General features: G+C 47.3%; 17 protein-coding genes. 7 read left to right on the top strand and 10 right to left on the bottom strand.

The features are described 5' to 3' along the window. Positions 1-92 precede the first annotated feature (92 nt). The 4 genes from E2K74_RS10130 to E2K74_RS10115 all read right to left on the bottom strand — a co-directional run bounded on the left by E2K74_RS10130 (position 93) and on the right by E2K74_RS10115 (position 4,319). The gene (locus tag E2K74_RS10130; RefSeq protein WP_151207390.1) at positions 93-1,712 is read right to left on the bottom strand and encodes an ABC1 kinase family protein; all 1,620 of its coding nucleotides are present in this window, start codon (positions 1,710-1,712) and stop codon (positions 93-95) included. A gap of 12 nt (positions 1,713-1,724) precedes the next feature. Then, on the bottom strand, positions 1,725-2,402 hold the full coding sequence (locus tag E2K74_RS10125; RefSeq protein WP_151207388.1) for an SCP2 domain-containing protein: 678 nt from the start codon (positions 2,400-2,402) through the stop codon (positions 1,725-1,727). Positions 2,403-2,414: 12 nt separating this feature from the next. Next, on the bottom strand, positions 2,415-3,359 hold the full coding sequence (gene ubiE / locus E2K74_RS10120; protein ID WP_151207386.1) for a bifunctional demethylmenaquinone methyltransferase/2-methoxy-6-polyprenyl-1,4-benzoquinol methylase UbiE: 945 nt from the start codon (positions 3,357-3,359) through the stop codon (positions 2,415-2,417). A 255-nt stretch (positions 3,360-3,614) separates the two neighbouring features. Further along, entirely contained in the window at positions 3,615-4,319 is a 705-nt protein-coding gene (locus E2K74_RS10115; protein WP_151207384.1) for an FFLEELY motif protein, read from the bottom strand. A gap of 206 nt (positions 4,320-4,525) precedes the next feature. Here E2K74_RS10115 and E2K74_RS10110 point away from each other — a divergent pair, with 206 nt between their 5' ends. After that, positions 4,526-5,953, top strand: coding sequence for a phosphate--AMP phosphotransferase (locus tag E2K74_RS10110; protein ID WP_151207382.1), 1,428 nt, complete (start codon positions 4,526-4,528; stop codon positions 5,951-5,953). Positions 5,954-6,002: 49 nt separating this feature from the next. Here E2K74_RS10110 and E2K74_RS10105 read toward each other — a convergent pair whose 3' ends face one another. Further along, positions 6,003-6,506: a hypothetical protein gene (locus E2K74_RS10105; RefSeq protein WP_151205391.1), complete on the bottom strand. Its 504-nt coding sequence runs from the start codon at positions 6,504-6,506 to the stop codon at positions 6,003-6,005. Positions 6,507-6,686: 180 nt separating this feature from the next. Here E2K74_RS10105 and E2K74_RS10100 point away from each other — a divergent pair, with 180 nt between their 5' ends. The 6 genes from E2K74_RS10100 (at position 6,687) to E2K74_RS10075 (ending at position 21,261) form a co-directional block, all read left to right on the top strand. Further along, on the top strand, positions 6,687-10,394 hold the full coding sequence (locus tag E2K74_RS10100) for an exodeoxyribonuclease V subunit gamma (RefSeq protein ID WP_151207380.1): 3,708 nt from the start codon (positions 6,687-6,689) through the stop codon (positions 10,392-10,394). 2 nt (positions 10,395-10,396) lie between these two features. Next, entirely contained in the window at positions 10,397-14,512 is a 4,116-nt protein-coding gene (locus E2K74_RS10095; RefSeq protein WP_151207431.1) for a UvrD-helicase domain-containing protein, read from the top strand. A gap of 71 nt (positions 14,513-14,583) precedes the next feature. Further along, positions 14,584-16,365, top strand: a complete 1,782-nt coding sequence (gene recD, locus E2K74_RS10090) for an exodeoxyribonuclease V subunit alpha (RefSeq protein WP_151207378.1) — start codon at positions 14,584-14,586, stop codon at positions 16,363-16,365. A gap of 897 nt (positions 16,366-17,262) precedes the next feature. Continuing rightward, complete coding sequence (rpsO, locus tag E2K74_RS10085; RefSeq protein WP_151204808.1) at positions 17,263-17,532, top strand: 30S ribosomal protein S15; 270 nt, start codon at positions 17,263-17,265, stop codon at positions 17,530-17,532. Positions 17,533-17,780: 248 nt separating this feature from the next. Next, positions 17,781-19,868: a polyribonucleotide nucleotidyltransferase gene (gene pnp / locus E2K74_RS10080; protein ID WP_171480687.1), complete on the top strand. Its 2,088-nt coding sequence runs from the start codon at positions 17,781-17,783 to the stop codon at positions 19,866-19,868. A 136-nt stretch (positions 19,869-20,004) separates the two neighbouring features. Further along, positions 20,005-21,261: a magnesium transporter CorA family protein gene (locus E2K74_RS10075; protein WP_151207374.1), complete on the top strand. Its 1,257-nt coding sequence runs from the start codon at positions 20,005-20,007 to the stop codon at positions 21,259-21,261. Between the two features lie 90 nt (positions 21,262-21,351). Here the strand turns inward: E2K74_RS10075 and E2K74_RS10070 are convergent, their stop codons facing one another. From E2K74_RS10070 to E2K74_RS10050, 5 genes are all read right to left on the bottom strand, one after another. Next, positions 21,352-21,615 (bottom strand): YdcH family protein, encoded by a 264-nt coding sequence (locus E2K74_RS10070; RefSeq protein WP_151204805.1) that lies wholly within the window; start codon positions 21,613-21,615, stop codon positions 21,352-21,354. A 91-nt stretch (positions 21,616-21,706) separates the two neighbouring features. Next, positions 21,707-22,036: a chaperone modulator CbpM gene (locus E2K74_RS10065; RefSeq protein WP_151207372.1), complete on the bottom strand. Its 330-nt coding sequence runs from the start codon at positions 22,034-22,036 to the stop codon at positions 21,707-21,709. Between the two features lie 493 nt (positions 22,037-22,529). Continuing rightward, positions 22,530-22,991 (bottom strand): DUF2147 domain-containing protein, encoded by a 462-nt coding sequence (locus E2K74_RS10060; RefSeq protein ID WP_151204803.1) that lies wholly within the window; start codon positions 22,989-22,991, stop codon positions 22,530-22,532. A gap of 258 nt (positions 22,992-23,249) precedes the next feature. Next, positions 23,250-24,125 (bottom strand): Hsp33 family molecular chaperone HslO, encoded by an 876-nt coding sequence (gene hslO / locus E2K74_RS10055; RefSeq protein WP_151204802.1) that lies wholly within the window; start codon positions 24,123-24,125, stop codon positions 23,250-23,252. A gap of 50 nt (positions 24,126-24,175) precedes the next feature. Next, the gene (locus tag E2K74_RS10050; protein WP_151207370.1) at positions 24,176-26,029 is read right to left on the bottom strand and encodes a cation:proton antiporter; all 1,854 of its coding nucleotides are present in this window, start codon (positions 26,027-26,029) and stop codon (positions 24,176-24,178) included. Between the last annotated feature and the right edge of the window lie 32 nt (positions 26,030-26,061).

Below are 26,061 nucleotides of genomic sequence, written 5' to 3'. Positions count from 1 at the left end.
CATAAAAAACTATATTTCATTTGGATATTCTTGTTTTATTTTTTCAATAATTTAAGCATAAAAAAGCCTGACGAATCAGGCTATTTAAAAAATTATTTCGAAATTCGCCAGACTGCCAGAACACTCGCTAGCACAATCAGAAGCACCGACACAAACCATGGTGAAATAATCGCAATCGACAGCAGAATGGCCATGATACTGCCAAACATCCAGCTACGTTTTTGCTGAAGTTCCATTTGCAGGCGCATACTTTGCAATTCATTGAGCTGTTTGGCATGCCAGGCCGACTGGTTTTTCAGACCATTCAGGCTGTCGATCATCAGGGTCGGTAAATCCTGTGCGCCTAACAGCAGATCCGGAATTTTTTGACCGAGTTCTTTCAGATTTTTCTGCGGATTCATCTGGGCCTTGATCCAGTCTGTCAGGATCGGTTTGGCCAGACTCCAGATATCCAGTTCCGGATACAGATCGGTACCCAGACCTTCCACATGTACCAGCGTTTTTAACAGCAGCATCAGCTGTGGCGGAATTTCCAGATGGAAACGGCGTGCAATATCCATGACTTCAATCAGAATACCGGCAAAGTCCAGCTCATGCATTGGCTTGGACACCATTGGACCCACAGTACGGCGCATTTCACGGGCTAGCGCATCCTGATCAGTACCCGGTGGAATCCAGTCTGCCTGATGTACAATCTGGATCAGCTGCATAAAGTCACTATTCATGACGGCTAGCAGCATGCGCGCCACGGTCATCTGGTCATGCTTGGACAGCTCGCCCATAATCGCACAGTCCAGGGCGATAAAGCGCGGATTGCTCGGATTGATGGTTTCGACAAAGACATTGCCCGGATGCATGTCGGCATGGAAAAAGTTATCGCGAAAGACTTGAGTAAAGAAGATGGTCAGGCCTTTACGTGCCAGATCAGCACGGTCCATGCCCAACCGGTCAAAGGTCGCAATATCTGAAATCGGTACCCCGGTAATGCGCTCCGCCACCAGCACATCTTTACTATCCATATAGACTTCAGGCACGTACATCATGCTGGAGCCAGTAAAATAATGCCGCATGCGGCGGGTGTTGTCAGCTTCCAGCGTCAGATCCAGCTCATTTAAAATAATCTGGCGATAGTCCTGAATAATTTCGGACAGATGCAAGGCACGTGCTGCTTCGAGACGCTTTTCCAGTGCATCGCCGAGCCATTGCAAAATCTCAAAATCCTGTAAAATCTGCTGGCGGATATTGGGGCGGGTAACCTTGACGATGACTTCACGGCCATCATGCAGGGCAGCGGTATGGACCTGTGCAATCGAGGCAGCTGCCAGTGGCTGGATATCAAAACGGGCGAACAGGGTATTTACATCCGCCTTTAAGGACTCCTGAATCCGCATCTTGGCGACTTCATTATCAAAAGGCTTGACCCGATCCTGCAGTAAAACCAGTTGTTGCAAGACTTCAGGCGGAATCAGGTCACGGCGGGTTGACAGTAGCTGACCGAGCTTGATCGCCAGAGGCCCCATTTCTTCCAGTGCCAGTTTCAGCTTGAGCGGATTTTTACGCTCCTTGCTGGACCAGGCCGCCGGATGCATGCGGATGATTGACAGGACATGCCGGGCTTTTTCTGGAAGCTCTTCCGCAGGAAACAACGTGTCGAGTCTATAGTGCGCGGCGATGCGCCAAAGTTCGCGTAAACGTGAAACATGCGGAATCATAAAGCGGTGTACCTAGTCGGATGTAGAGTTATGTGGAGCATCAATCTGCTGTTGAAGCTGGCGAATCCTGGCTTCAACGCGATCTAAATTCTGGTTCAGGATACGGGTATCCTGATTTAAGTCATCCATTTGCCAGCGTGGAGCAAATAAACCACTGTCTTCTTTTAATGTGTCTTCAGCAAAGAATAGCTTGCTCTGCAAGGCGCGTTTGACATATTGGGGCGCTAGTTGCAGTTTACCCAGCTCATGGGCCAGAGTCGGGCCAATCCAGGGGCTCAGGTGAGCAGCGAGATCAGGTTCCGCCTGCTGTATGATGCGCTGGATTTCCTGCAGAAGTTTATAGTCGCCCTGTAGCGGAATATTGCCGATGTCATCGGATACCAACAGGCTGAACAGTTCCACCATATTCTTGACGTTTAGCGTCGCTGTTGCCTCTACGAGGCTAGACGTTTGCGCGTCAAAAGGGCGCTGCTCAAAAATAGAAGGCTGTTCAGCATGTCCGGTTGCAGTGGCTTCTAAGCGAACCTTGCCTTCATCAAAGCATACATCTACCGAAAGCTGTGGTGATGCAATGACCACACGCAGCATTTTACCGGCTAGCGCATTGGTCTGAATGCGAGTAATGCCATCCAGATCAATCATCTGATGAATCACGCGTTCAATTGCCCCTAGGGCGAGAATTGACCACATTGGCATAGCCTCTTAGAGTTTGAAACCACGGTGAACGGCCACAATACCGCCAGTCAGGTTGTGGTAATCACAGTTCTGGAAGCCGGCATTTTCCATCATGCCTTTCAGGGTGCGCTGGTCTGGATGCATGCGAATTGATTCAGCAAGGTATTTATAACTTTCTGAATCATTTGCCACGATTTTACCCATGATCGGTAAAGCGGTGAATGAATACAGGTCATACAGTTTTGAAAATGGCTCAAAGACTGGTTTAGAAAACTCCAGAATCAACAGACGGCCGCCTGGCTTAAGCACGCGGTACATCGCTGCCAGTGCTGCATCTTTGTCAGTCACGTTACGCAGACCAAATGAAATGGTCAGCAGATCAAAGCTGTTGTCTGCAAAGGGTTCCAGAGTTTCAGCATTGGCCAGAACAAAGTCGACATTGGTACAGCCGGCATCGATCAGACGGTCACGGCCAACATTCAGCATGGATTCATTAATATCAGAGAGTACTACATGGCCGGTTGGGCCAACCTCGCGGCTGAAAACTTTAGCCAGATCACCCGTACCGCCTGCAATATCCAGCACATGCTGACCACGGCGTACCCCCGACATATTAATTGCAAAACGTTTCCACAGACGGTGAATACCAAAAGACATCAGGTCATTCATGATGTCGTATTTGCTGGCAACCGAATGGAAGACTTCCGCCACTTTCTGGGCTTTTTCATCACTGTTGACAGTCTGATAACCAAAGTGCGTGGTCGAACCGACATTGCCGGTATTGGCGCCGCGTGGCAGATTGTACTTAGGTACTGTTGAGGTCACCGGGGTATCGGTCAGGCGTTGTTCGAGGGATTGTTGCTGACCTTGCGGGGTGCCTTGAGGAAGAGTTTCAGTTAAGAATGGACTCACTTTGTCTGTCTGTTGTGCCGACTCGGGGGTAGGGGCAGGTGTTGGATTTTCATTCGACATGGGAGTCACTCCTAACATAGTCATCGGGTTAATCTTATATTGACTGCATAATGACAGATTCTAAGATGTTATTCAGCATTCATCATGCAATTGTTATGAATAATATACAGAAAAATGAGCAAGTCAGCTGAAATCTTTCGGGTGCATGATCACGCTATCTTCTTGTAGGATGACGGCCTGCTCTGGGCAAAAGGATGACTTTTAGTCCGAGGGCAGGCAAGTCTCAGTGCTGCTTGATCTGGTGAAAAATAACGCTTATTGAAAGGGCCGCAGATCGCCAGCATGCACCCGGTCAATGATATGACGTTCGCCTTGGGTAAAGTCACGGACAAACTGTTCAGCGGACTTTAACGGTTTCATGGCCAGGAAACCTTCCTGCATAAATTCATACATGACCTGAAAATTATATTTATTTGCTGCACCTTTACACATTTTAAAGGCCGTATAGACCATAAAGGAGCGCATGTATTTATCCAGGCTATGACCCAGCTGGTCCAGCAGTTCCAGCTGTTTTAAACGCGCCTGTGCCTGATCCAGCTTTATATAAGCCAATCGCATCATCTCATCATTCAGCGGGGTATCCGCCGGATAGTCTTTCAACAGCTGGATGGCCACCTGCTCATCTAGTTGCACCGCCAGAATCGCCAGTTCAACCCCCAATGTACCAGTTTTAATGGCATTTTCCGGAATAACTTTTTCAGCTTTATGGGCATATTTCATCAGGCGTTTAATTTGTGTGGCCAGCGCATCAAAGTCCGGTCCGCCATAAAGCCGGTTGAGAAAATAGTCGGCCATCAGCTGGTTCTGCTTTGCTGAAAAATGGGTTTGATGGCTATGCTGCATCCGGGTTTTCTGCCATGCCTGTACATCCTGTAAGCGGCTTAAAATTTCGGACTGACGATGGTAGCTCAGCTGATCATAACGTTCTAATAACTCATCAAGTGCGGCAAGTTTGGACATGATAGTTCAGATATTTTTTTACGATGTCAGAATCTTAGAGGGTGTTGAAGGATCTCGCCATGACAAATTGACCAATGAAACCTGATTTACAGGTCAATTCGCTGTTTAAACAATCAAACTAATCGTGTGAAAAACGTTGCTGGCCCTGTTTGAGTGGAAAAGTTCCCCGTTATACTGCCTACAAGAAGAAGAGAAAAGGGCTCAGTATGGATTTAGAACAATCGCCTTTTCAGCTTATGGATGAAGACCAGTTATCCCTCCAGCTGATTGATGCACAATACAATTTAAAAAATACCCAAGGCGGAAAGAATGCCAAAAGTGTACTGGTCCTGGTGAATGGGATAGAGCTGGCCGGTAAAGGGGAGGCAGTCAAACAGCTGCGTGAGTGGGTCGATCCGCGTTATCTAGGGGTAAAAGCAGACCGACCCTTGATGCTGCATAACAAACAACCTTTCTGGCAGCCTTATGTACGCTTTATTCCGGCGGAAGGTCAGCTTATGGTGATGTTTGGTACCTGGTATAGCGACCTGATTAGTACGGCAATGCAGCCGACACAGCCCATCAGTGAGGCCAAATTTGATGCTTATATTGATGAGATGCGCGCTTTTGAACAGGATCTGAAAAACAATCACGTGGATGTGGTCAAAATCTGGATTGACCTGTCGTGGCAGGTGTTGCAAGCCCGTCTGGATCAGATTGAGCCCAGCGAGTTGCGCTGGCATAAATTGCATGGACTGGACTGGCGTAACAAGAAGCAATATGACACTGTGCAGGAGCTGCGCCAGCGCTTTAGCGATGACTGGCTGATTATTGACGGTGCAGATGAAAAACAGCGTGATCAGCAGTTTGCCCAGGCCATTTTGAATGCTTTAAAGAATTGTCCGGCGCACCCGAAGAGAGCCCCCGGCAGATGGCAGCAAGCTAAAACTCCAGAGCGGTTAAAATCACCTGAGCAACGCCTTGCCGAAGCGGAAGATTATAAGCCAGAACTTAAAAAGCTGACTTCCAGGGTTGCCAGTGCCTTACGTGATGATCCGCGCAATGTCCTGATCCTGTTTGAGGGTATAGATGCAGCCGGTAAAGGCGGGGCCATCAAGCGGATTGTGAAAAAACTTGATCCACGTGAGTATGAAATTTATACCATCGCGGCACCAGAAAAATATGAACTCAGCCGTCCATATTTATGGCGTTTCTGGACCAAGTTACAAACCGATGATGATATCTGTATTCTGGATCGTTCCTGGTATGGCCGGGTACTGGTCGAGCGGGTGGAGGGTTTGGCCAGTGCGGTTGAGTGGCAACGGGCCTATGGGGAAATTAACCACTTTGAACAGAGTCTGGTCGAACATCAGACTGTCATTATCAAAATCTGGCTGGCCATTTCCAAAGAAGAGCAGGCGGCGCGTTTCAAGGCACGTGAAGAAACTCCGCATAAACGTTTTAAAATTACCGAAGAAGACTGGCGTAACCGGGAGCAATGGGAAAACTATCTGAAAGCCGCTGCAGACATGTTTGAGCGGACTTCAACCGAACTTGCGCCTTGGCATATTATTGCCACTGACGATAAAAACACCGCTCGGATCGAAGTCTTAAAGGCCATTTTAAAACAACTTCAGGCAGAATCGTCTGCCTGAAGTTGTAGGTGGGCAGGGAAATAATCCTTGCTCTTTCTCACTCTTCATTTTATTTATTTTGAGCAATCTGTTTTTGCTGGATATTTTTAGCAGTACGATAACAGTCGTTGACATGTGCTTCCGCAATTTTCTTCATGATGAGATAACCCAAGCTGGCCGCAACCAGTTGACCACCCAAGGGGATGAATTTTGTGACTTGCTTTGTGATCACTTTCGCTGCAACATTATTCAACGATTTTTTGACCGCGGTCCGTGCCACCACCAGACCGGAAAACTCAACTCCGCGTTTACGTAGTTCCTGCCAGTGGACTTGACGGGTTTTAGCATCATAGACACTGATCTGATCGGGTGCCAGGCCGAAACGAGCATTGATCTCGGGAATCAGTTGCGACAAGATACCGACATCAATCACCACATCCAGAAATGGAACGGGAATTACGGCTGCACCGGCCGAACAGTAGGCGCGTTTTTTGACGATCTCTAAACATTCATTGCGGATCCGGTCCAGATCGAGGCTCGGATCAATACGGTCAGGAATTTTATCTAATTTCATGGGGGCTACCTTAAAGCTGTATGTTGTTTTTTTCTATTCAAACATCAATAAGATGCTTTTTTCAAAGAAATTTTTGAGCAAAATATGGGTTTTAAAGTCGCATAGACCAGTCGCGAAGTATAGTAAATAATCTTTATTGTTTTGTACTAAGGCTGCATTTTTTTATATTCAGGGGAAGCCATGGCAATTCATGTTATTCAGAGTCAACGTATTGATGTACTTTTGGATAGTATGCTGCGTATTGTCAATCAGGCAGCACAAAATCCGTTCGAGGTGTTACAGCCGCGACATTTTATTGTGCCATCACCGGCGGTGGAAGCCTGGCTGACCCAGAAAATTGCCGAAAAAAAGGGGATCAGTGCCAATACCCAGTTTCATCACCGCATTCGTGCCTTTCAATGGAGTTCCTATCAGTGGGTGCTGAACAGTCCTAAGGAAGTTGAACAGGTGCGTGAGGCCAACATTCCCCGGATTATCATCAAGTGGCGGATGTTTCAGGCTCTACGTAAATATATTTTACCCGCTGAGATATGTTTGGACGTAGACCATCCGCTGTATTCGATTATCAAGCGGATCTATGACAGTGCTGACCGTCTGGAGCAGGGCACCGAAAAACAGCTGAAAAAGCAGAGCATGTTGTACTGGGTGGCCGAACAGGTATCGCGTCTGTTTAGCCATTATATGGACTATCGCGGTTATTGCACACGTGGCTGTCCTCCCCAGCAATGCAGCTGCCCGACGAACTGGTTGCAGGCCTGGGGACAGGATATTGCCCTGGACGTTGAACAGATGATCTATATGCCAAAGGATGAAAACGGGCAGGTCATTCCAGTCGGGGATTTTGTCAAAATCCAGGCACGTGAGCTGGAAGCCTGGCAGCGCTGGTTATGGCAGCATGTGTTTCAGGAGGATTATGCCAAGATTCTGGACATTGAGCGGCTATACTGGGAACGGCTGGAAAATCCGGAATCTCAGGCTGAGGTATTGAAGCGTTTGCCCGCTCAAGTGGTGGTCTTTAGTTTGCTGGAACTGCCGCCAGGCCAGCTGGATTTCTTGCGCCGTCTGGGCCAATACATTGATATTTATATTTTCCATTTTAACCCTTCACAGGAATACTGGGCTGATAGTGTTGACCCCGACTGGAAGGCGCGTTATGACCTCGGCGTGCAGGAACGCTTTATCCGTAAATATGAGCAGAGCCGGGGACACAAGCCAAGTGATGAAGAAATCCAGCATTTTTTTAATGCATTTCAGTTGAATTTCAATGCCGAAGACCGTGAGTCCCGTCATCCCTTGCTGACCCGTTTTGGCAAGCAGGCCCGCGATCACTTCTCACTTCTGTCCAAACTGTCCTCGGGCGAAGAGGGGCTTTGGGCGGATGCCTTTGTGGATGAATATCAAGATTGCTTATTGGCCAAGTTACAGTCCGATATCCTGTATCTGCTGGAACCTGAAAAACATCAGTATCCGCTCAAACCTGAAGATGATTCACTACAAATTCATGTCTGTCATTCTTCCTTGCGCCAGCTGGAAGTTCTGAAAGAGCAGATGATTCATTGGCTGGCTCAGGGGACGGAAGAAAAGCCGCGCCAACCGAGTGATATTCTGGTGCTGGCTCCTAATCTGAAAGAACTGGAACCCGCGATTCGTAGTGTGTTTGCGCCACCACCGCGCGAACGTGAGCCAGGCAGTACCAGACTGCAAAAAGACAGCCTGTATTTACCGATCCAGATTGCCGGTGTATCGCGTCTGGATGTCAGCAATGCCTGGCGCGCAGTCTTAGGCCGGATTCAGCTGGTGCATCAGCGTTTTAGTATTGAAGATTTTGCCGACTGGCTGAGCTTGAACGCTACCCAGCAGCGTTATGCACTGGACTATAGTCAGGTCGAGCGCATGTTGCAGCTGCTCGCTGAGGCTGGCTTTAAGCGTGGGCTGGACCAGCAGCATTTACAGCAAAGCCTGAGCAGTGGGGATGAAGATTACCGTTACAGTTTTAAATTCGCTCTAGACCGTCTGGCTTTGGGTATGGCAATGCCCGAGCATCGCCTGTTTCAGGACACCTTGAGCTATGCTCAGGTGTTAAGCAGTGATTTCCCTTTAATTGCAACGCTTATTCAGATTTATCAGGATCTAGTGCAGCGTCGGGACTGGCTGATGCTGCATGAGCAAGGGCAGCGTACGCCGGTGAAAACCTGGCTGGAATATTTATGGAATGATCTGAATGAATTTCGGGAGGCGGGGGTAGACGCCCTGAAAACCGTGGCCGAAATTATTGACAAGCAGCTGCGGATGCTGACCTTGGCGGATTATCACGATCAGGATGATTTATATGCCAGTCAGGAACTGGTCGCGCTCAGTCTGCCGCTGCCGTATGTACTGGAAGAAATCCAGAATACGCTCGACATGCAGCTGGAGCAGGCAGAACCCAGCGGGCAGATTACTTTTAGCCAGATCGGTCAAATCCGCCCCTTGCCTTATAAACTGGTGGTCATGCTGAATCTGGATAGCGGCAAGTTTCCGGGCCGGCATCAGAAAGTGCCTTTTGACCTGATGAGCATGCTCAAGCCGCAGCTTGGCGACCGCTCACGTCTGGATGATGAGCAGGGAGCTTTTTTAGATGCCTTGTTACTGGCACAGGAAAATTTATGGCTATTTTATAATGGCTTCGATGTAGATGATGGTGAAGCGCGTGATCCATCCATGGCCTTGCAGGAGCTGATCCAGCATATTGGCCTGATCTGTGAGTCAGAGCAGCCGGATGCTGAAGTCGATGCTATGGTGGAACTCAATGGCCTGACTGTGGCCAAGCATATCCGGCAGCTGTATCATGTCCATCCTTTACAGCCTTTTGACCCGGCCGGATTTACCGTGGCCAGCACACCGCGCTTTCAGGACCAGTGGTTTGCTGTAGCAAAATATATCCGTAACGCTGCCGGCCAGCGCAGCAGCTGGATCAATGCGCACTATCCTGCGCTGGAGCCTCAGGAAGTTCGGGTGCTCAAAGGCGAGGAGTGGATTCGGGACATGATTTTCCCCGCACGCCTATTTTTAAAAAGTGTCGGGATTTTTAGTGTCAAATATGCCGACTTGCCGAGTGCCAGAGAGCCTTTATTATTGAATAAACTGGAACAGTATCAGGTCCGGGATTTTCTGTTACAGCAAGAACAGGAGATCGAGCCGGAGCTAATGCTGGATCGTTTGCCGGTCGGCAAAACCCGTCAGGCTACCTGGCTGAGTAGCCAGCAGGAGCAACAGCGATTGCAGCAGCGCCTGCTTGAGCTGGATAAAGAGCTGACCCCGGTAACTCAGCAGACCTGGAAGTTGAGTTCTGAAATTTTGTTAAATATTACCGTACCGCAAGTGGCGCACAGTGCCTATTGGCTCAGTATGCAATCTTCTTCGGCATCGGAAAAACGCCGGGCACAGGTTTGGCTGGAATATCTGCTGTGGCTGGCTTTTATTCATGATGATGCGCGCGCCCCGGCGATGGAACGTATTGTCATTTTCAGCGATAAAACCCTGAAATTTTCCGGGCTAAGTTCGAGTAAGGCACGTGAGTATTTACAGTTCTGGTTTAAAGCTTGGGAAATTGGACAAAAACAGCCGCTGGTTTTGCCAGCTGAATTATTGATGAAAAAAAACTGGAAGTGGGCTGAAAATGAACACGGGCAGATGACGATTGTCGAAATGCAGGAATTGCTGAACGGTTGGAATAATCGTTATGAAAGTAGCAGGCCTTTGACCAGTGATGAATCTAACCAGCTGCATCAGGACTGGCAGTTTATATTGCAGGATCAGGACCCGGATCAGGCTCTGGAAACGTGCTGTCATCATTTTGCTCATGCCCTGTATGCGCCCATTCATGACCATCTGGAGTGGGTAAAATGAACATGTTGCTGTCAGAAAACCAGAAGCAGAGTGTTTCGACCAATCCAATTCAGGATATGCGTTTTCATGGCCTCCACTGGATTGAGGCTTCGGCGGGGACAGGGAAAACCTATACTTTATCCAGTTTGATGGTGCGGATTTTTCTGGACCAGTATTATCCGCATCAGGTGATAGCAACCACCTTTACCCGTAAGGCCACCGCTGAACTGAAAAACCGGGTGCGCTTAAGAGTCGAAGAAACCTTAGCTTATATTCAGCGCCATCAGCAGCTGAATTCGGTTCAGCTGGCTGCTCAACTGGAACGTGAAAATGATCCGCTGTTCCAGCAAGTCTTGAAAGATTATGGTTCACGGATGGACTATGCCCGGCGCCGCTTGCGTCTGGTATTGAACCAGCTGGATGAGTTGTTTGTTGGAACGCTGGACAGTTTTAGCCAGAAGCTATTACGTGAATTTGCCTTTGAAAGCGGCAAGATTGAACGTGCAGAGCTGACGGAAGATCAGGATGCTTATATCCAGCAACTGTTGCATGACGGGTTAAGGGAATGGATTCAGCAGCAGCCACAATATCTCATCAATCATCTCTATTTACAGAACCTGCTAAAACCGGCAGAGCATTATATGGGGCTGGTGCGGGATGCCCTGAATTTTAAGGCCCAACATTTTCAAAAACTTGAAGCAGTCAAGTGGGATCTGGCCGAGCTTGAAGATTGTGTGGGAGGTCTGCTCAGCATCCATGAAGATGATCTGGCGTTATTGCGCCGCTATTGTCAGGACACACCGAAGTATTTTCATAAGAGTTTTTTCACCAAGTTAACAAGTATATGTGAAAATTTTATGACGTGGATGGCAGCAGTCCAGACCCAAGGGGCACTGAGCTTTTTTGATCCCGAGCTTGCGCAGGTATTGTTAGAATTATGCTATTTGCGCCGCAAGAAAACCGACTTTCAGCCCAGTACGCAGGTCTTTAACAAAAGCTGTCCGGAAGCAGAACAGCAGCAGATTCTGCAAAGTCGCCTGATTGTGGCGATTGATCATTTATGTGACATCAAGCAGAAGCTGGATCAGCAGCTCAAGCAATTGACCCAATATCTGGAATTTCATCTGATTCAGAGCGTGCAGACCCGTTTACCGCAAACCTTGCAGAAACAGGGGGAAACCACTTTTTCCCAGCAAATTCGCACGCTAGCCGAAGCCTTACAAGGACAGCAGGGCCAGCGCTTTGCCGAATGTGTACAGGCGCGTTATCCGCTGATTCTGGTCGATGAATTTCAGGATACCAACCAGGATCAGGATGATCTGCTGGCCAAAATCTGGCGTGATGCCAAACGGGTGCAGGCCGGCTGCATGATCATGGTCGGCGACCCGAAACAGGCGATTTATGGTTTCCGCGGCGGAGACATGCTGACCTATAACCAGGCACGTGCGGATGTGCTGCAAAAGCAGGGCCGGATTTACACCCTGATGCAAAACCACCGCTCGGTGAAACCGCTGGTTGAGGTGGTCGATGCGCTATTTCAATGCCAGATGGATTTTGGTGAGCAGGTGCACTATACCCTGATTCAGGCGGGTAGCCGTCCTCATCCGGCGCTGGTTGAAAACCAGCTGGAAAATCCGCATCCCTTGCGCTGGATTCAGCTGGGAGAACAGGATGTAGAAGCCGATCAGGTGGTCTGGAAAATTAGGGAATTGCTGAATCGCTCGGCACAGAAGCAGCTTTATTTTCAGCAGGACCCGCTACAGCCACTGTCCGCTGATGACATTGCCGTGCTGTCTTTTGGTCACTTTCCGCTGGAGCAGGTCAAGCAGCGTCTGCAGCGTATGGGAATTCCCTGCTATAAGGAATCCAGACAAAGTGTTTTTGCCAGCCCGATTGCCCAGGATATTGCTGCGGTTTTAACCGCCATCATGGACCCGTTTAATGAGGCCAAAGTCAAACGCGCACTCTTGACCCGGCTGCTGGGATTTAATCTGAAAAAACTGATTGACCTGCAACAGCAGAGCGAGGGTTTAAATCGCTATATTGCCGATCTGGACAGTATTCGGGAGATGTGGTTCGAGAAAGGCTTTCTTACGGCCTGGACGTATGCGCTGAACCTGTTTCAGGTCTGGACCAATCTGGTGGCCAGTCAGAGTCTGGACAATGAGCGGGTGGTGGTAAATGTCCGCCATCTGACCGACATACTGTGTCAGCAGAGTGAATATTATCAGGGGGCACAAAAGCTGTATCACTGGTATTTGCGCCAGTTGCAGTCTCCTTCCGGCAAAGACAATGAAAAAGAACGCAAGCTGTCGGGAGATCATGGGGTTCAGTTAATGACCATTCATGCCTCCAAGGGACTGGAGTTTAAGGTGGTCTTTTTGCTAGGCGCGGATGCCGCGACTGATATGCATAAAGGAAACCTGAATTTTTCGCTTGCGACTGCAGGTCAGGACAATATACTGGAACAGTCCCGGGTTATTAGGGTCAATCACAAGGATTTGCATGCACAGGCCATTCAGCAAAATGCTGTGCGTAATGCTGCAGAGAATCACCGGCTCTGGTATGTTGCGCTGACCCGGGCCAGCCATCGGGTCTATGCCCTATTGCAAGATCAAAGCGGACAGACTGAGGCAGGTCTGGCGTTCTGGCGTGGACAGGGCGAGGCTGCTTTTCAGCATCCTTACAGCCTGATCGAGCAGCCCTTAAGTCAGGAACCCGTCCGTATTCTGGCGCAGCAGCAAACGCCGCCTGAAATGCAGGCACAGGCTTTGCCGCAGCGGCACTTTTATCCCCGCAGCCGGACCAGCTTTACCGCTTTGGCCCAGCATCAGCTTCGACCTGCTGTGCTCCAGGATGATCTGGTGAACCATGCAGAAGTCGTCGACAGTGCGGCCGATGAAATAGAGATTAACCATCTGGATCAGCTGGCTCAGGAGCCACTGGACTGGCTCAAGCTGAATTTTCCCAAGGGCACCGTTGCCGGAACTTTCCTGCACAGCATTTTTGAGCATCTTGACTTTCAGGATCGCAGCTACTGGAATCTGGAAATGCGTCGCCGTTTTAAAAACACGGCACCGCAGATCTGGCAGGAACTCAAAGAAAAATTCCTGCAGGCATTTCAGCTGCGAGCTTTGCTGGAGCAGGCGTTTGCACAGGATTATCAGCATGCTTGTGTGAATCTAAAGACCTTGTTGACTCAGGTCGCGCAGCACTCGGAGTTTTCGGCAGATACCCTGCAACAGAGTATGCACCGTGTACTTTCCAGTCTGAACTATAAGATTCTGACCGGTATTCGCCTGCATGGCCAGCGTGACAGCTACCGACAGGAATTGCAGTTGTTTTTCAAGTCGGTACAGCATTTGCAACAGGCCGGATTTTTAGCTTTTCTCGGTCAGTTCCAGCCCTGTTTTTCCGAGCTGGATGATGAGCCTTTTATTCAGTTTTTTGAGCAGGAACTTGCACAGCTGAGTGCAGCGGCTTCAACCGTGCCGGTAAATGTTGAGGTTGTTTTTCAGGATGCCTTTCATGCCTTGATGGAGGAAGTTCTGGAAGATATGGTACTGAATCTGATGCATGGTTGGGTTAAGGAAATCCTGTCGACCCCCCTACAGGCTGATTTTGCCTTGGAGCAGTTGCAGGCAAAGGCGTATTTGTCAGAATTTCCATTTTATCTTTCCTTGACCGATGCACCTTTGCAAATCCGCCAGATTCATCAGCTGTTTGCCGAACAGGGCATTGTCATGAGCGAGTTCAATGAGGCCAAATCGGCCCGCTATCTGACCGGCTCAATTGACTTGGTGTATTTTGATGGCCAGCGCTATCATATTGCGGACTATAAAAGTAACTTTCTGGGGCCAGACCAGCAACATTACGCGGCAGAAGCCATTCAGCAGAATATGAGCCAGTCCAGTTACTGGTTGCAGGCCGCTTTATATCTGGTGGCGTTGCACCGTTATCTGTCAGCCAATATGCAGGATTATGCTATACAGCAGCATCTGGGGGGAGCGACTTATCTGTATCTGCGAGGAATGAATGGTCAGGCCGGACAGGGAGCTTATCATTGGCAACCGGACATAGAATTCCTGTTAAAACTGGATCAAATTCTGGGTTACTTTGAACAGCAAAAACGGGCTTAAGGTAGCGATTTTGGAAAATTTATACAGCTTAAACAGAAAACTAGCCTGTGGATAACTTTGAGGATAACTGTGTGGAAAATGAGCAGGTTCACGTGTCGCAGCCAGTCTCTTCTTTGAGGGGATGGATTGACTATCTCTGTCAGCCCCCTTTTAGTTCGGCACCACTGGAAGAAACTGCGAAACAGCTCATTCAACAGGTGCTGGATGCCATGCAGGAAGGGAACAGCTGTATACCAGCGAGCGTGGAGCAGGTAGCGTTCTTGCAGCATCTGGTCTGGCAGTGTGAATCCTCCGCTACAGGTGCTGCGCCTTTTGTTTTTGAAAACCAGTCGTTGTATCTGTACCGTTACTGGCAGCTGGAGCAGTCTGTCGCAGCTCACATTGCCAGAATCAAGCTGCAGGCTGTTCCGACACTGGCCTTAACTGCGTGTGAGCGTAAGCTCTTAACGGATCCCCAGCAACAAAAAGCTCTAGAAATGGTGGCTCAGCAGGCGCTGAGCATTATCACCGGGGGGCCGGGAACCGGAAAAACTTATACTTTGGCGCATATTATTGCGGTCTTGCACGAGACTCTTCCAGATATCCGGATTGCCATGGCGGCTCCGACTGGAAAAGCAGCACAGCGTATGAAGGAAGCCTTGCAAAACGCCCTACAGAGTGAAGCCCTAAAGCAATTTGATCTGGCAGCATTGAAACAGGTACAACCTGTTACCTTGCACCGCCTGCTGGGGCTTGGACATCAGGGCCAGCCGCGTTTTCATGCCAGACAGCCTTTGCCTTATGATGTGATTGTGGTGGATGAAGCCTCCATGCTGGATCTGAACCTGTCGCAGATGTTGCTGGCAGCAGTTGCTGATCATGCCCGGCTGATTTTATTGGGGGATGCCGATCAGCTGGCTTCAGTGGAGGTCGGCACCGTGCTGGCTGACCTGCAACAGGCTCCGGTCTTGCAAGAGAATCGGGTCCATCTGATCACCACACGCCGTTTTGCGCCGGGTGCCAGGATCGGTGCGATGGCCAATTTCATCCAGCAGTCACACCCGCCTTCAATGGTACTCAGCCACTTTGAGCAGGCCATTGTTCAGGAAGGCGAGCTTCGGGCCATTCAACCCGATCAGGTGCCTGTTGACCTGCTGCAATTGCAATATTTGCCAAAGCGTGAAGCGAAATCTGATCCGTTAATGTTGGAGCAGTATTATGCGCAGCTGATGTATGGCTATCAGGCCTATATCGAGGCTGTTTTAGGTGATTCATCCACTAATTTTAAAGCCTATGTCCAGCAGGTCGTCAGCTGCTTTGATGATTACCGGATTTTAACGGCTATCCGGCATGGAGACTTCGGGCTAAACAAGATTAATCAGCAGATGGAGCAGCGCTTTTTACAGGCCTCAGCACAGCTAAAGCAAGGGGAGTGGTATACAGGCCGTCCGGTGATGATGACCTATAATGACTACCAGTTAGGTCTGTCCAATGGCGATATCGGCATCTGTTTCTGGCGAGAGCAGCAGGATCAGGCCCAGTTTGAAGTATATTTCCCCAGTCTGGAAAAATGGGTGCCTGCTACGCGTTTACCCAAAAATATCGAAACCGCATTTGCCCTGACCATTCACAAGTCACAAGGTTCAGAATTTACCCATACTGCGGTCGTGCTGGATCAGCAGGCCAAAAGTCTGCTCAGTAAGGAACTGATTTATACCGCGATTACCCGGGCAAAAAAAGTAGTGAGCTTGCTGGTTGATCAGGAGGCCTTTATACAGGCCCTCTGCGTAAAAACCACACGGTACAGTGGTCTGAGTTTAAAAATTATTGAATGTTGTAGTAATTTGTTGGCAAAAAAGACGAAGTCTTTGTAGGTAAAAGCTTACAAGCATTCAGGAAATTGCCGCATAGAGCTTTTGCATAAGATTTGAGAAGATTGGTCACACAAAGAGTTCAACAAGGAAAGTTGAATATAAATCGCATAATAACAACAAGAATGTCTAACGACAGCGAACTTACAGTGAAGTAAGTGAATGAGGAAACTTACAGCCGCTAAGCCTTGTAGTTTTGGGAGAGACTACAGGGCTTTTTTATTGCCTGCTTTTAATGAATTTTGCTTTAAATGAATTATTTAAGTACAGAGAATTACTCAATAAAATTTCGTAAGCCGGGTAATTAAATAGGTTATTAGTGTAACATTGTGCAAGCTTTGCGTAACTTATTGTATGAAATGGCTTACACGTACAGAGGATAAACACCTCTAGTTCTAATTCTCGATTATGGCAAAATCTACCACATCAGGACGATGATTGTTAAATTACAGGATGTATCTTTAACATAATAATAAGCCTAAAACGCAATAAAAAATACAATAAATAATATGATAAAGAAGAGACCACAGCGCGAAAAAGCCCGAGTTTACTCGGGCTTTTTTTTATCGATGTTTATCACTGCATGCGCGGCTTAAAAACTTTTATATTAAATATTCTCGTTTTTGTATTTGACCTCATCAGGTTTATGGCATGTAAAGCCATTTCTTCTGGGCTTTATAAAAAATCACTGTAGGGTATGACTGCTTTAATTGAAGCAAAGATGACAGAAACAAAGAAAAATAGTCTGGCATCTATTGATAAAAGCCGGATCTATTTTTGCAATCTGGCTGAATTTCCCTTAAAATATGCAACTTGCTGTAGTGATGCACGGCAGTCAAGGTCTTGAATTCTCATTACTTTGATTTTTATCAAGATATATAAGCATCTCGGAGAAATCGAATGGCTTTAACAAACGCAGATCGCGCAGAGATCATCGCTAAATTTGCTCGCGCTGAAAACGACACGGGTTCCCCAGAAGTTCAAGTAGCTCTTTTGACTGCTCAAATCAATGACTTACAAGGTCACTTCAAAGAGCACAAACACGACCACCATAGCCGTCGCGGTCTGATCCGTATGGTTAACCAACGTCGTAAGCTTCTTGACTACCTTAAAGGTAAAGACACTACTCGTTACGGCGCTTTGATTGCTGCTTTAGGTTTACGTCGTTAATTCGATTTAAATCTTTATTTTCGGATTATTGCATTTTGAATGCCATATTGATGAAAACAAAGTTCGACCTGGCAAATGTCAGGTTAGAGGAAGGGGCGAATGTTTCGCTCCTTCTTTGTGTTTAAAAATCATGTTTATTTCTGGTGAGGTCGGCTTCTAAGCTTTGTCATTTACTCGGTTCTGTACTGTGAATGCCAAACCTTAGGGGTCTCCACTAGAATAAAATCAGGAAAAAATAAAACATGTCGATGTTTAATATTGTTCGTAAAGAATTTCAATTCGGTCAGCACACTGTAACTTTAGAAACCGGTCGTGTGGCCCGTCAGGCAAACAGTGTCGTAATCACCATGGGTGGTGTACAGGTGCTTGTAGCAGTTGTTGCACAACCTAAAGCAAAAGTAGGTCAAGACTTCTTCCCTTTAACTGTTAACTACCAAGAAAAGCAATATGCTGCTGGTCGTATCCCGGGGGGGTATGGCAAGCGTGAAGGTCGTCAGTCTGAAGCTGAAACTTTAATTTCACGTTTAATCGACCGTCCAATTCGTCCGTTGTTCCCGGAAGGTTACTTCAACGAAATTCAGGTCACCGCAACCGTTATTTCTTCTGACAAAACGATGGATGCTGACATCGCTGCAATGTTGGGTACATCTGCGGCATTGTCTATCGCAGGTACACCGTTCCGTGGTCCAATCGGCGGCGCACGTGTAGGTTTGATTAACGGCGAATATATTCTGAACCCGAACCTAGAACAACTCAAAGAGTCTGATCTTGATCTTGTGGTTGCCGGTACAGAATCTGCAGTACTGATGGTTGAATCTGAAGCGAAAGAACTTTCAGAAGACCAGATGCTGGGTGCTGTATTGTTCGGTCATGACGAAATGCAGATTGCGATCCAGGCGATCAAAGAATTTGCTGCAGCTGCTGGTGCAGTTGAGTCAACTTGGGTAGCTCCGGTTAAAAACGAAGAACTTCTTGGCAAATTGAAAGAAGCATTCGAAGCGAAAATTTCTGAAGCTTATACGATTGCAATCAAACAGGACCGTTATGCGGCCCTTGATGCACTTCAGGTAGAAGCCTTAGCTCAGTTCGTTCCAGAAAATGACGAAACCGGTCTGGCTGACGAAGTCAACGAATTATTCGAAGACCTTAAATACCGTACCGTACGTGACAACATCCTGTCTGGTAAGCCACGTATTGATGGACGTGATACCAAAACTGTTCGTGCAATCGACGTACAAGTGGGTGTACTGGACCGTGCTCACGGTTCTGCATTGTTCACACGTGGTGAAACTCAGGCACTGGTAACCACAACTCTGGGTAATACCCGTGATGCGTTGATGGTGGATACCCTTGCAGGTACGAAAACTGATAACTTCATGCTTCACTACAATTTCCCTGCATACTCTGTGGGTGAAACTGGTCGTGAATCTGGTCCTAAACGTCGTGAAATCGGTCATGGCCGTCTGGCGCGTCGTGGTGTTCAAGCCGTTCTTCCTGCCGCTGACCGCTTCCCGTATGTGATCCGTATTGTATCTGACATTACCGAATCAAACGGTTCGTCTTCAATGGCGTCCGTATGTGGTGCTTCTCTATCACTGATGGATGCAGGTGTGCCACTGAAAGCACCAGTTGCAGGTATTGCAATGGGTCTGGTGAAAGAAGGCGAGCGTTACGCAGTTCTTTCTGACATCTTGGGTGATGAAGATCACCTGGGTGATATGGACTTTAAAGTCGCAGGTTCTGCAAACGGTATTACTGCGCTACAAATGGACATCAAGATCGAAGGGATTACTGAAGAGATCATGGAGTCTGCATTAAACCAGGCTTATGCGGGTCGTATGCACATCTTGAACGAAATGAATCAGGTGATTTCACGTGCACGTCCAGAGATTTCGATGCATGCGCCGACCTTCCAGGTCATCAATATCAACCCTGACAAGATCCGTGACGTGATTGGTAAAGGTGGTGCAACTATTCGTCAGATCACTGAGGAGACCAAAGCTGCAATCGATATTGAAGATAACGGGACAGTACGTGTATTTGGTGAAACTAAAGCTGCTGCACAAGCGGCTATTGCCAAAATCCAGGCACTGACTGCTGAAATTGAACCGGGTACAATTTACACAGGTAAAGTAATTCGTATCGTTGAATTCGGTGCTTTCGTTAATATCCTTCCGGGTACAGATGGCTTACTGCATATCTCTCAAATCTCGAACGAACGTATTGCAAACGTGACCGATGTATTGAAAGAAGGTCAGGAAGTGAAAGTACAGGTTGCCGATGTTGACAACCGTGGCCGTATCAAATTGACGATGAAAGACATCGAACAAGCTTAATCTTTAAACATTCACATCAGTAAGCTGATGTGAATTGAAAAAATCAGCCTTGTGTATGACCTGAGTGATGACTTGGGTTTGCACAGGGCTTTTTTATGGCATGATGTAATAAAATCTGCAAAATAATAATTGAGATATGCAAGAGTATTATTTCTATCATCATTCCACTAGCCAGCATATTTATGTGCATGATCACCTAAATCCTGAGCTTGAGCCTGCTTTTATCTGGCTGGATTGTACCCGTGAAGATGTGGTCAACCGGGCCGAGCAATGGCAGCAGGAGTTGTATGCCAAAACCGGGCTTTGGGTCAATGAATACCATCTGCGTGATATTTTAAATCTGGAACATCCTTGCACTTTTGATACGCTGGAAGATTATGACCTGCTGATTTTCCGTAAGCTGATCAGTCCGCAGGATCAGATCAAGCTGGAATCCCAGATTCATGAAAAACACGAACGGGTGTTTGGTCTGGCCACCACTCCAGTGAGCCTGATCATGACACCGCAGGTGCTGGTCAGTATACGCGAACAGGGCAATAAAGAAGTCGAGAGTTATATCCAGCGCATTAGCACACTGATGGCCCGCCCAGTTGAGGAACATTATAAGCCACGGAAACTGCCGGCTACCCCGCTAGATTTAACCTTGCGTTTGCTGAATAACATGGTGGACGGTTATCTGGATCTGCGTACTCCGTTGACCAAGCGGGTAGAGTTCTGGCAACAGGAACTCTTGCAGGGGCATCGCCGCTTTACCAGATGGCATCAGCTGTTACAGGAAAATATGGCTTTCCAGCAGGTAGAAAATTTATGTGAAGAACAAATTGAAATTCTGCAGGAGCTACGCGATGAAATTGTGGATAACTATCCGCATCTTAAAGGAAAAAAACGCAATGAAAAGCAGGAAATCATGCTGATACGGGTGGATGACCTGACCAGCCATATCGAAAGAATTCAAAAACACACCACACGTTTGCGTGGAGCAGTACAAACGGCGATTGACTTACATTTTTCCGCAGTTGCCAACCAGACCAATGAGAATATGCGTATTCTGGCCATCATCACGGCGATCTTTGCACCGTTGACCTTGCTGACCGGTATTTATGGCATGAACTTTGAATATATTCCCGGACTCAAGTCGCCTACAGGTTTCTGGATCATGCTGGGGATTATGCTGATCACTACCGTCTTGCTCGTTTATTATTTTTATCGCCGGCATCTGGTGGGACGTGGTGAAAAAAGTGTGATTGATATGCTGGCGCAGGAACAGGTGAATCAGCAAATGAACTTACTCTGGTTTATCGGCTATGAGCCGATTAAACACAGCCTGACCGGAACCGTCAAAGGCACAGTGAAGACCATGAAAATGCTGGAAAAGTTTAGCCGCCTGAAATAGAAAAATGTATATCTTGCCAGATCATCTTTAAAAATGCCGATTGCGCTTAATAGCTAAACCGGATGAAGCGCTACATTTTAAGGATGAGTATTACTCCAGAGGATCAGCTTCTGCATTTTTCAGGAGACGGTAAATTTCATCTTTGAGTTTAAGCTTTTTACGTTTAATGACTTCAATGTCATTATTCACATGATTCACCGGATCGAGCTCAAGTTGGACAATCTTTTTGTCCAGCTCATTATGCTCTTCAAACAGGCGGGCGAAATGTGGATTTTCTTCGCGAAGCTGCACAATTAAATCGCGATATTCGGGAAACATATATTTCATTTTTTTATTGCAGTCTTTAGTCTTCATAGAAATTCAGGAACTCTCAAAATCAAAGAAAAACATACTATGCCCTGACTTGATTCAGCAATTTGAATAGGAACAGGGCATGAGAAAAGGCCTATTTAAAATGTAAGTGTTTAATCTCACGGCGCAATTCCTGTACCTCATCAATCAGGTCCAGCATCATTGCCACTGCACTGAAAGAAGCGTCAAAATCGCGCTGCAGACGGTAAGCACGTTGTGCACGCGAAATATCCTCACCTAAAAAGAAGCTCGTTTGTGTGGTGGAGCGATCCGGTAAAATGCCATGTTCTATCAGCTGCATGACCCATTCCGGACTTTGGCCGCAGACTTCAGAAAAATGAATCAAATCAAAGGTGCGATCATCCATAATTTCAGAAGGGATAGAACCGTGTGAGAAATTCTCTTGATACTGAATTGTAGTCATAGGTTTACTCCTTAAACAGCCAGGCGAGAGCTTCAACAGGAAATGATGCTGAAGAGTGAGATAAGCTTAAGTAGCTCAAATCTCGCTGCTCTGCCCCCAATGGCATGCTATAGCAGCTGCCAAAGCTTGGAAATGAAACAAGATGAAACCCGACAGGGTCTCCTCTGGAGCTTTGCCTTTAAAACGGTCAGACTTCATATGTTTAAGAGCAAGCTGTCGAGTTTCTATGCGGGTACTGTGACCTGCGCTCCTGCATCCCTTCTTAGTCACTTGGTAGAAGAAACAGATGCCAACTTTGAACTGTAATTGAACCATCCAAAGCAATTGAAGCCGAGACTGAAGCTTGATCATCATTTTTGAATAAAAATTAACCGCCTTCCAACCATTATTGTGATTTTCTGAATATTGAAACAGTTATTATTTGTACCTTATTGTTTCAAAACATGACCAATAAAAAAGCCCCTGCAAGAGGAGCTTTAAAAAGCTTAGAGAATTAGTATTTTACCCAAGTTACGCTACGACCAATAACTGAAACTCCGACATAGCCGCGTAAGGTTAGACGTTTACCGTTGGCACTTAAACGTGCCTTGCCCTTGTAGACTTTACCGCTGATCGGATCTAAAACCTTGCCATCATGGTATTCACGCGGCTTTTTTGGGTCTGCTTTAAAATCCCAGATAAATGGCAAACCTAGGAAAGGCTTGTTCTTGAGCTGACCTGGACACTTATGGCAGATCCCCATTTTTTCTGCACCCGGCAGACTGCGAGTTTCGACGATGATGCCTTCATAGCTGCCATCAGGTTTTTTACGGATTTCAACATCTGCACGTGAATATCCAGATTGATCATCAATCGTTTTCCATTTCCCCAGTAATGGATCATCGGCTGCAATACTTAAACTTGCCGCTGTTGCCAAGGTGAACCCCATTATTAAACGATTTAAATTTTTCATCATAACTTGCCTGTTGATTAATGATTATCCGTATTAGATTTATTACTCTAATTTATTTGCAATCATTAACAAAATCAATACCATGAACAGTGATGAATGTCTCGTTTATTTAAAATAAAGTGAATGGTGTTTGCTATAAGGTAATTAATTATTAACAAATCAAAAGGTCGGTTTTATTTAAAAGAGGAAATTTGCAACGATGTTATCGAAATATAAATAAAAAAAAGCATTCTTGACGAATGCTTTTTTTTTGAAACTGACTTAACTTAGGTGTTCGCCAAACAGGCCTAATGCTTCTTCAGCAGTAAAGGTGTAATGGCTGTTACAGAACTGGCAGTCCATTTCAATCGGATTCTGAAATTCCAGGGTTTCACGTACTGATTCGACCCCAATCTGCTGTAAAGCAACTGCACAACGTTCTTTAGAACAGGTACAGCCAAACTTCAGCTGTTCTATTTCGGGCAGGCGAACTTCTTCTTCATTATATAAACGGTAAAGAATTTCGTTGGCTTCCAGACTGATCAGCTCTTCTAGCTTTAAGGTTTCGGTCAAGATGGTTAGACGCGGCCACAGGTCTTCATCCACACGGCGCTGTTCTTCTTCACTATTGCGGGGGAGAAGCTGGATCAATAAGCCGCCTGCACGCTGGTGATCACTGGCCAGGACAATGCGGGTCGGAATCTGGGCAGACAGGTCATAGTATTGCATCAGGCAGCCGGCCAGATTTTCCTGATCCAGAGGAACAATCCCCTGATAACGCTCACCCAATTCAGGCTCAATATTAATAAACAGTACCGGATTGATCAGGGTTTTCAGTACCGTACTGCTGTCGTTTGCCTGCTGAAAATGTGGATCTTCTTCATAATCTGCCAGCGCACGCACTTCACCCAAATGGTTACATTCAGCCATGGCCCATTTAAACGTACCAGAGGCCTGAATTTGCAGACTGATCCGCCCTTTGATTTTTAAAGTGCTCGCCAGCAGTGCTGTCGCACTGAGCATCTCACCCAACAGGATTTTAACGGCAGGCGCATAGTCGCGCTGGGCTAAAATAGTTTGTAAAGCTTCTTCAAGATGCACCACTTCACCACGAACAGGGCTATCTTCAATAAAAAAGCGTTGGCGTAAATCAGACATAAAATTCTCCATAACCCTGCTTTAATGGTGACACTATTGTAAAACACAAGTTATGCCAGATCATCTCTTGTCGCATCAATTCCTGAGCGGTTGATGTCCTGTTGCTGCTGTGTATCTGGTTGCAGTGTGTGTAGCGGCTCCTGACTGAACAAATATTCCAGTTCTGCCAGATGATGCCGGTGTCGGTCAGTATGCAGGGCATCTTCGCTGTCTAAAGTATACTGACGCTTGAGCAGGTTTTCATCATGTTGGCGAAAGGTCTGGATAAACTGCGAAAAGTCCGCTTCCATTTCAGGATTTAAATCTTCCAGCAGGGCCTGGCCGAGTTCCAGTGCTGAGGCATAAGTTTCCCGCCAGATCCGTTCTACACCGAGGTCTTGCAGTAACTGTACATGATGACGGTCACGGGCACGTACCCATAAGGTCATATCTGGATAATTCAGCCGCAGATGCCGGACCACCAACAAATTGTCTTCAATGTCATCTATTGCCACGATAACATGCTGCACCTGCTCAATACCGGCCCGATGCAGACTGTGCGGTTCGGTGGCATTGGCCTGATAAAACGGAATATGATATTCAGACAGCACATGGCTGGCTTCGACATGACGGTCCATGACGCTGAAAGCTTGTTGTTGCTGTCTTAAAATTCGTGCGATGATCTGGCCAAAACGCCCAAATCCAATCAGCAGAACCGGCGTGGGTGGATAGGGCACACTCTCGGTATTAAAGGTAGCCGCCAGATGATTCTGCCGGTCCAGCCGTGGCAGAATTTGGCTATGCAGCAGCCGATAGCATAACGGTGTCAAGCACATCGACAGGCTGACCATCCACAGAAGGCTAGATACTAAGACCTGATCCATAAGCTGGTGAGTGCTTGCCATCACCAAGGCGATAAAGGCGAACTCGCCACCTTGGGCAAGACTGACAGCCAGCAGGGCAGACTTGCGCCATGCTTGCTGATAATAACGTGCCAAGCCTAGCCCAAGCAGAAATTTGATCAGCATCAAGGCCGCCGTGCCAGCCAGAATGGTGAGGGGGAAATCAAATAGTTCCTGAACATCTAAGGACATGCCCAGTCCAATAAATGCCAGACCAATCACGATACCTTTAAAGGGCTGGATACTACTTTCTACCGTTTGACGAAAATCGGAGTCTGCTAGCAGAATCCCGGCAAACAGGGCACCGAGAAACAGGCTGAGCCCCAAGGTATGCATTAGGGCCAATAGAGCCAGCATGATGACCATAGCCACCAGCATATGTAAATCATGGCTGCCCGTTTTTATAATCCAGCGATAAAGAGGCCGCATCAGATAATGATTGAACAGGAACAGGCCGCTAAACGTGGTCATGATAGCGGCAAAATAAGCCACGCCATGTTCGGTCGAGTTGATGCCAGCAAATAAAGGAATCGCTGCCAATACTGGAATTGCCAGCAGGGCCTGAATCAATAAAATGGAATAGGTGCTTTGACCGGTACTGCTGGCCAGCTGTTCCTGATCGTTCAGGTACTGGGTCACCAAAGTCATTGCAGACAGGCTGCCGGCCAGTCCGATGACTACACTAACCAAGAGCTGTTGCTGCCAGAATGCCCAGGCCATCAGGCTAAAAAACAGGGTGGAACCGAATACGAGTAAACTGGCCATGATCCAGCTGGATTGGGGAATTTGCAGGATACGCTGAGGTCGAAGTTGCAGCCCGATCCAGAACAGCAGCCCCAGCAGGCTCAGCTCTATAAAGCTGTGTAGGAGAGTGGGTGACTGGATCAGCGTGAAAACGCTGGGTCCCAGAATCAGGCCTGTTAACAGATAGCCCAGGACCTTGGGCAATTTGAGCATGTTACTCAGAGGCACGATAATCAGTGCCATTGCCAGGACCAGTGTTATTTGCAACAGTATCGACATTTTTCCGCCTTAAATTTTATTTTCATCCGATC

Origin of the sequence: Acinetobacter sp. RF15B, assembly GCF_007558235.1 — a bacterium.
Taxonomy (GTDB): Bacteria; Pseudomonadota; Gammaproteobacteria; order Pseudomonadales; family Moraxellaceae; genus Acinetobacter; species Acinetobacter lwoffii_C.
The sequence above is the reverse complement of the archived record's forward strand: the minus strand, read 5'-3'. Positions and strand labels throughout refer to the sequence as shown.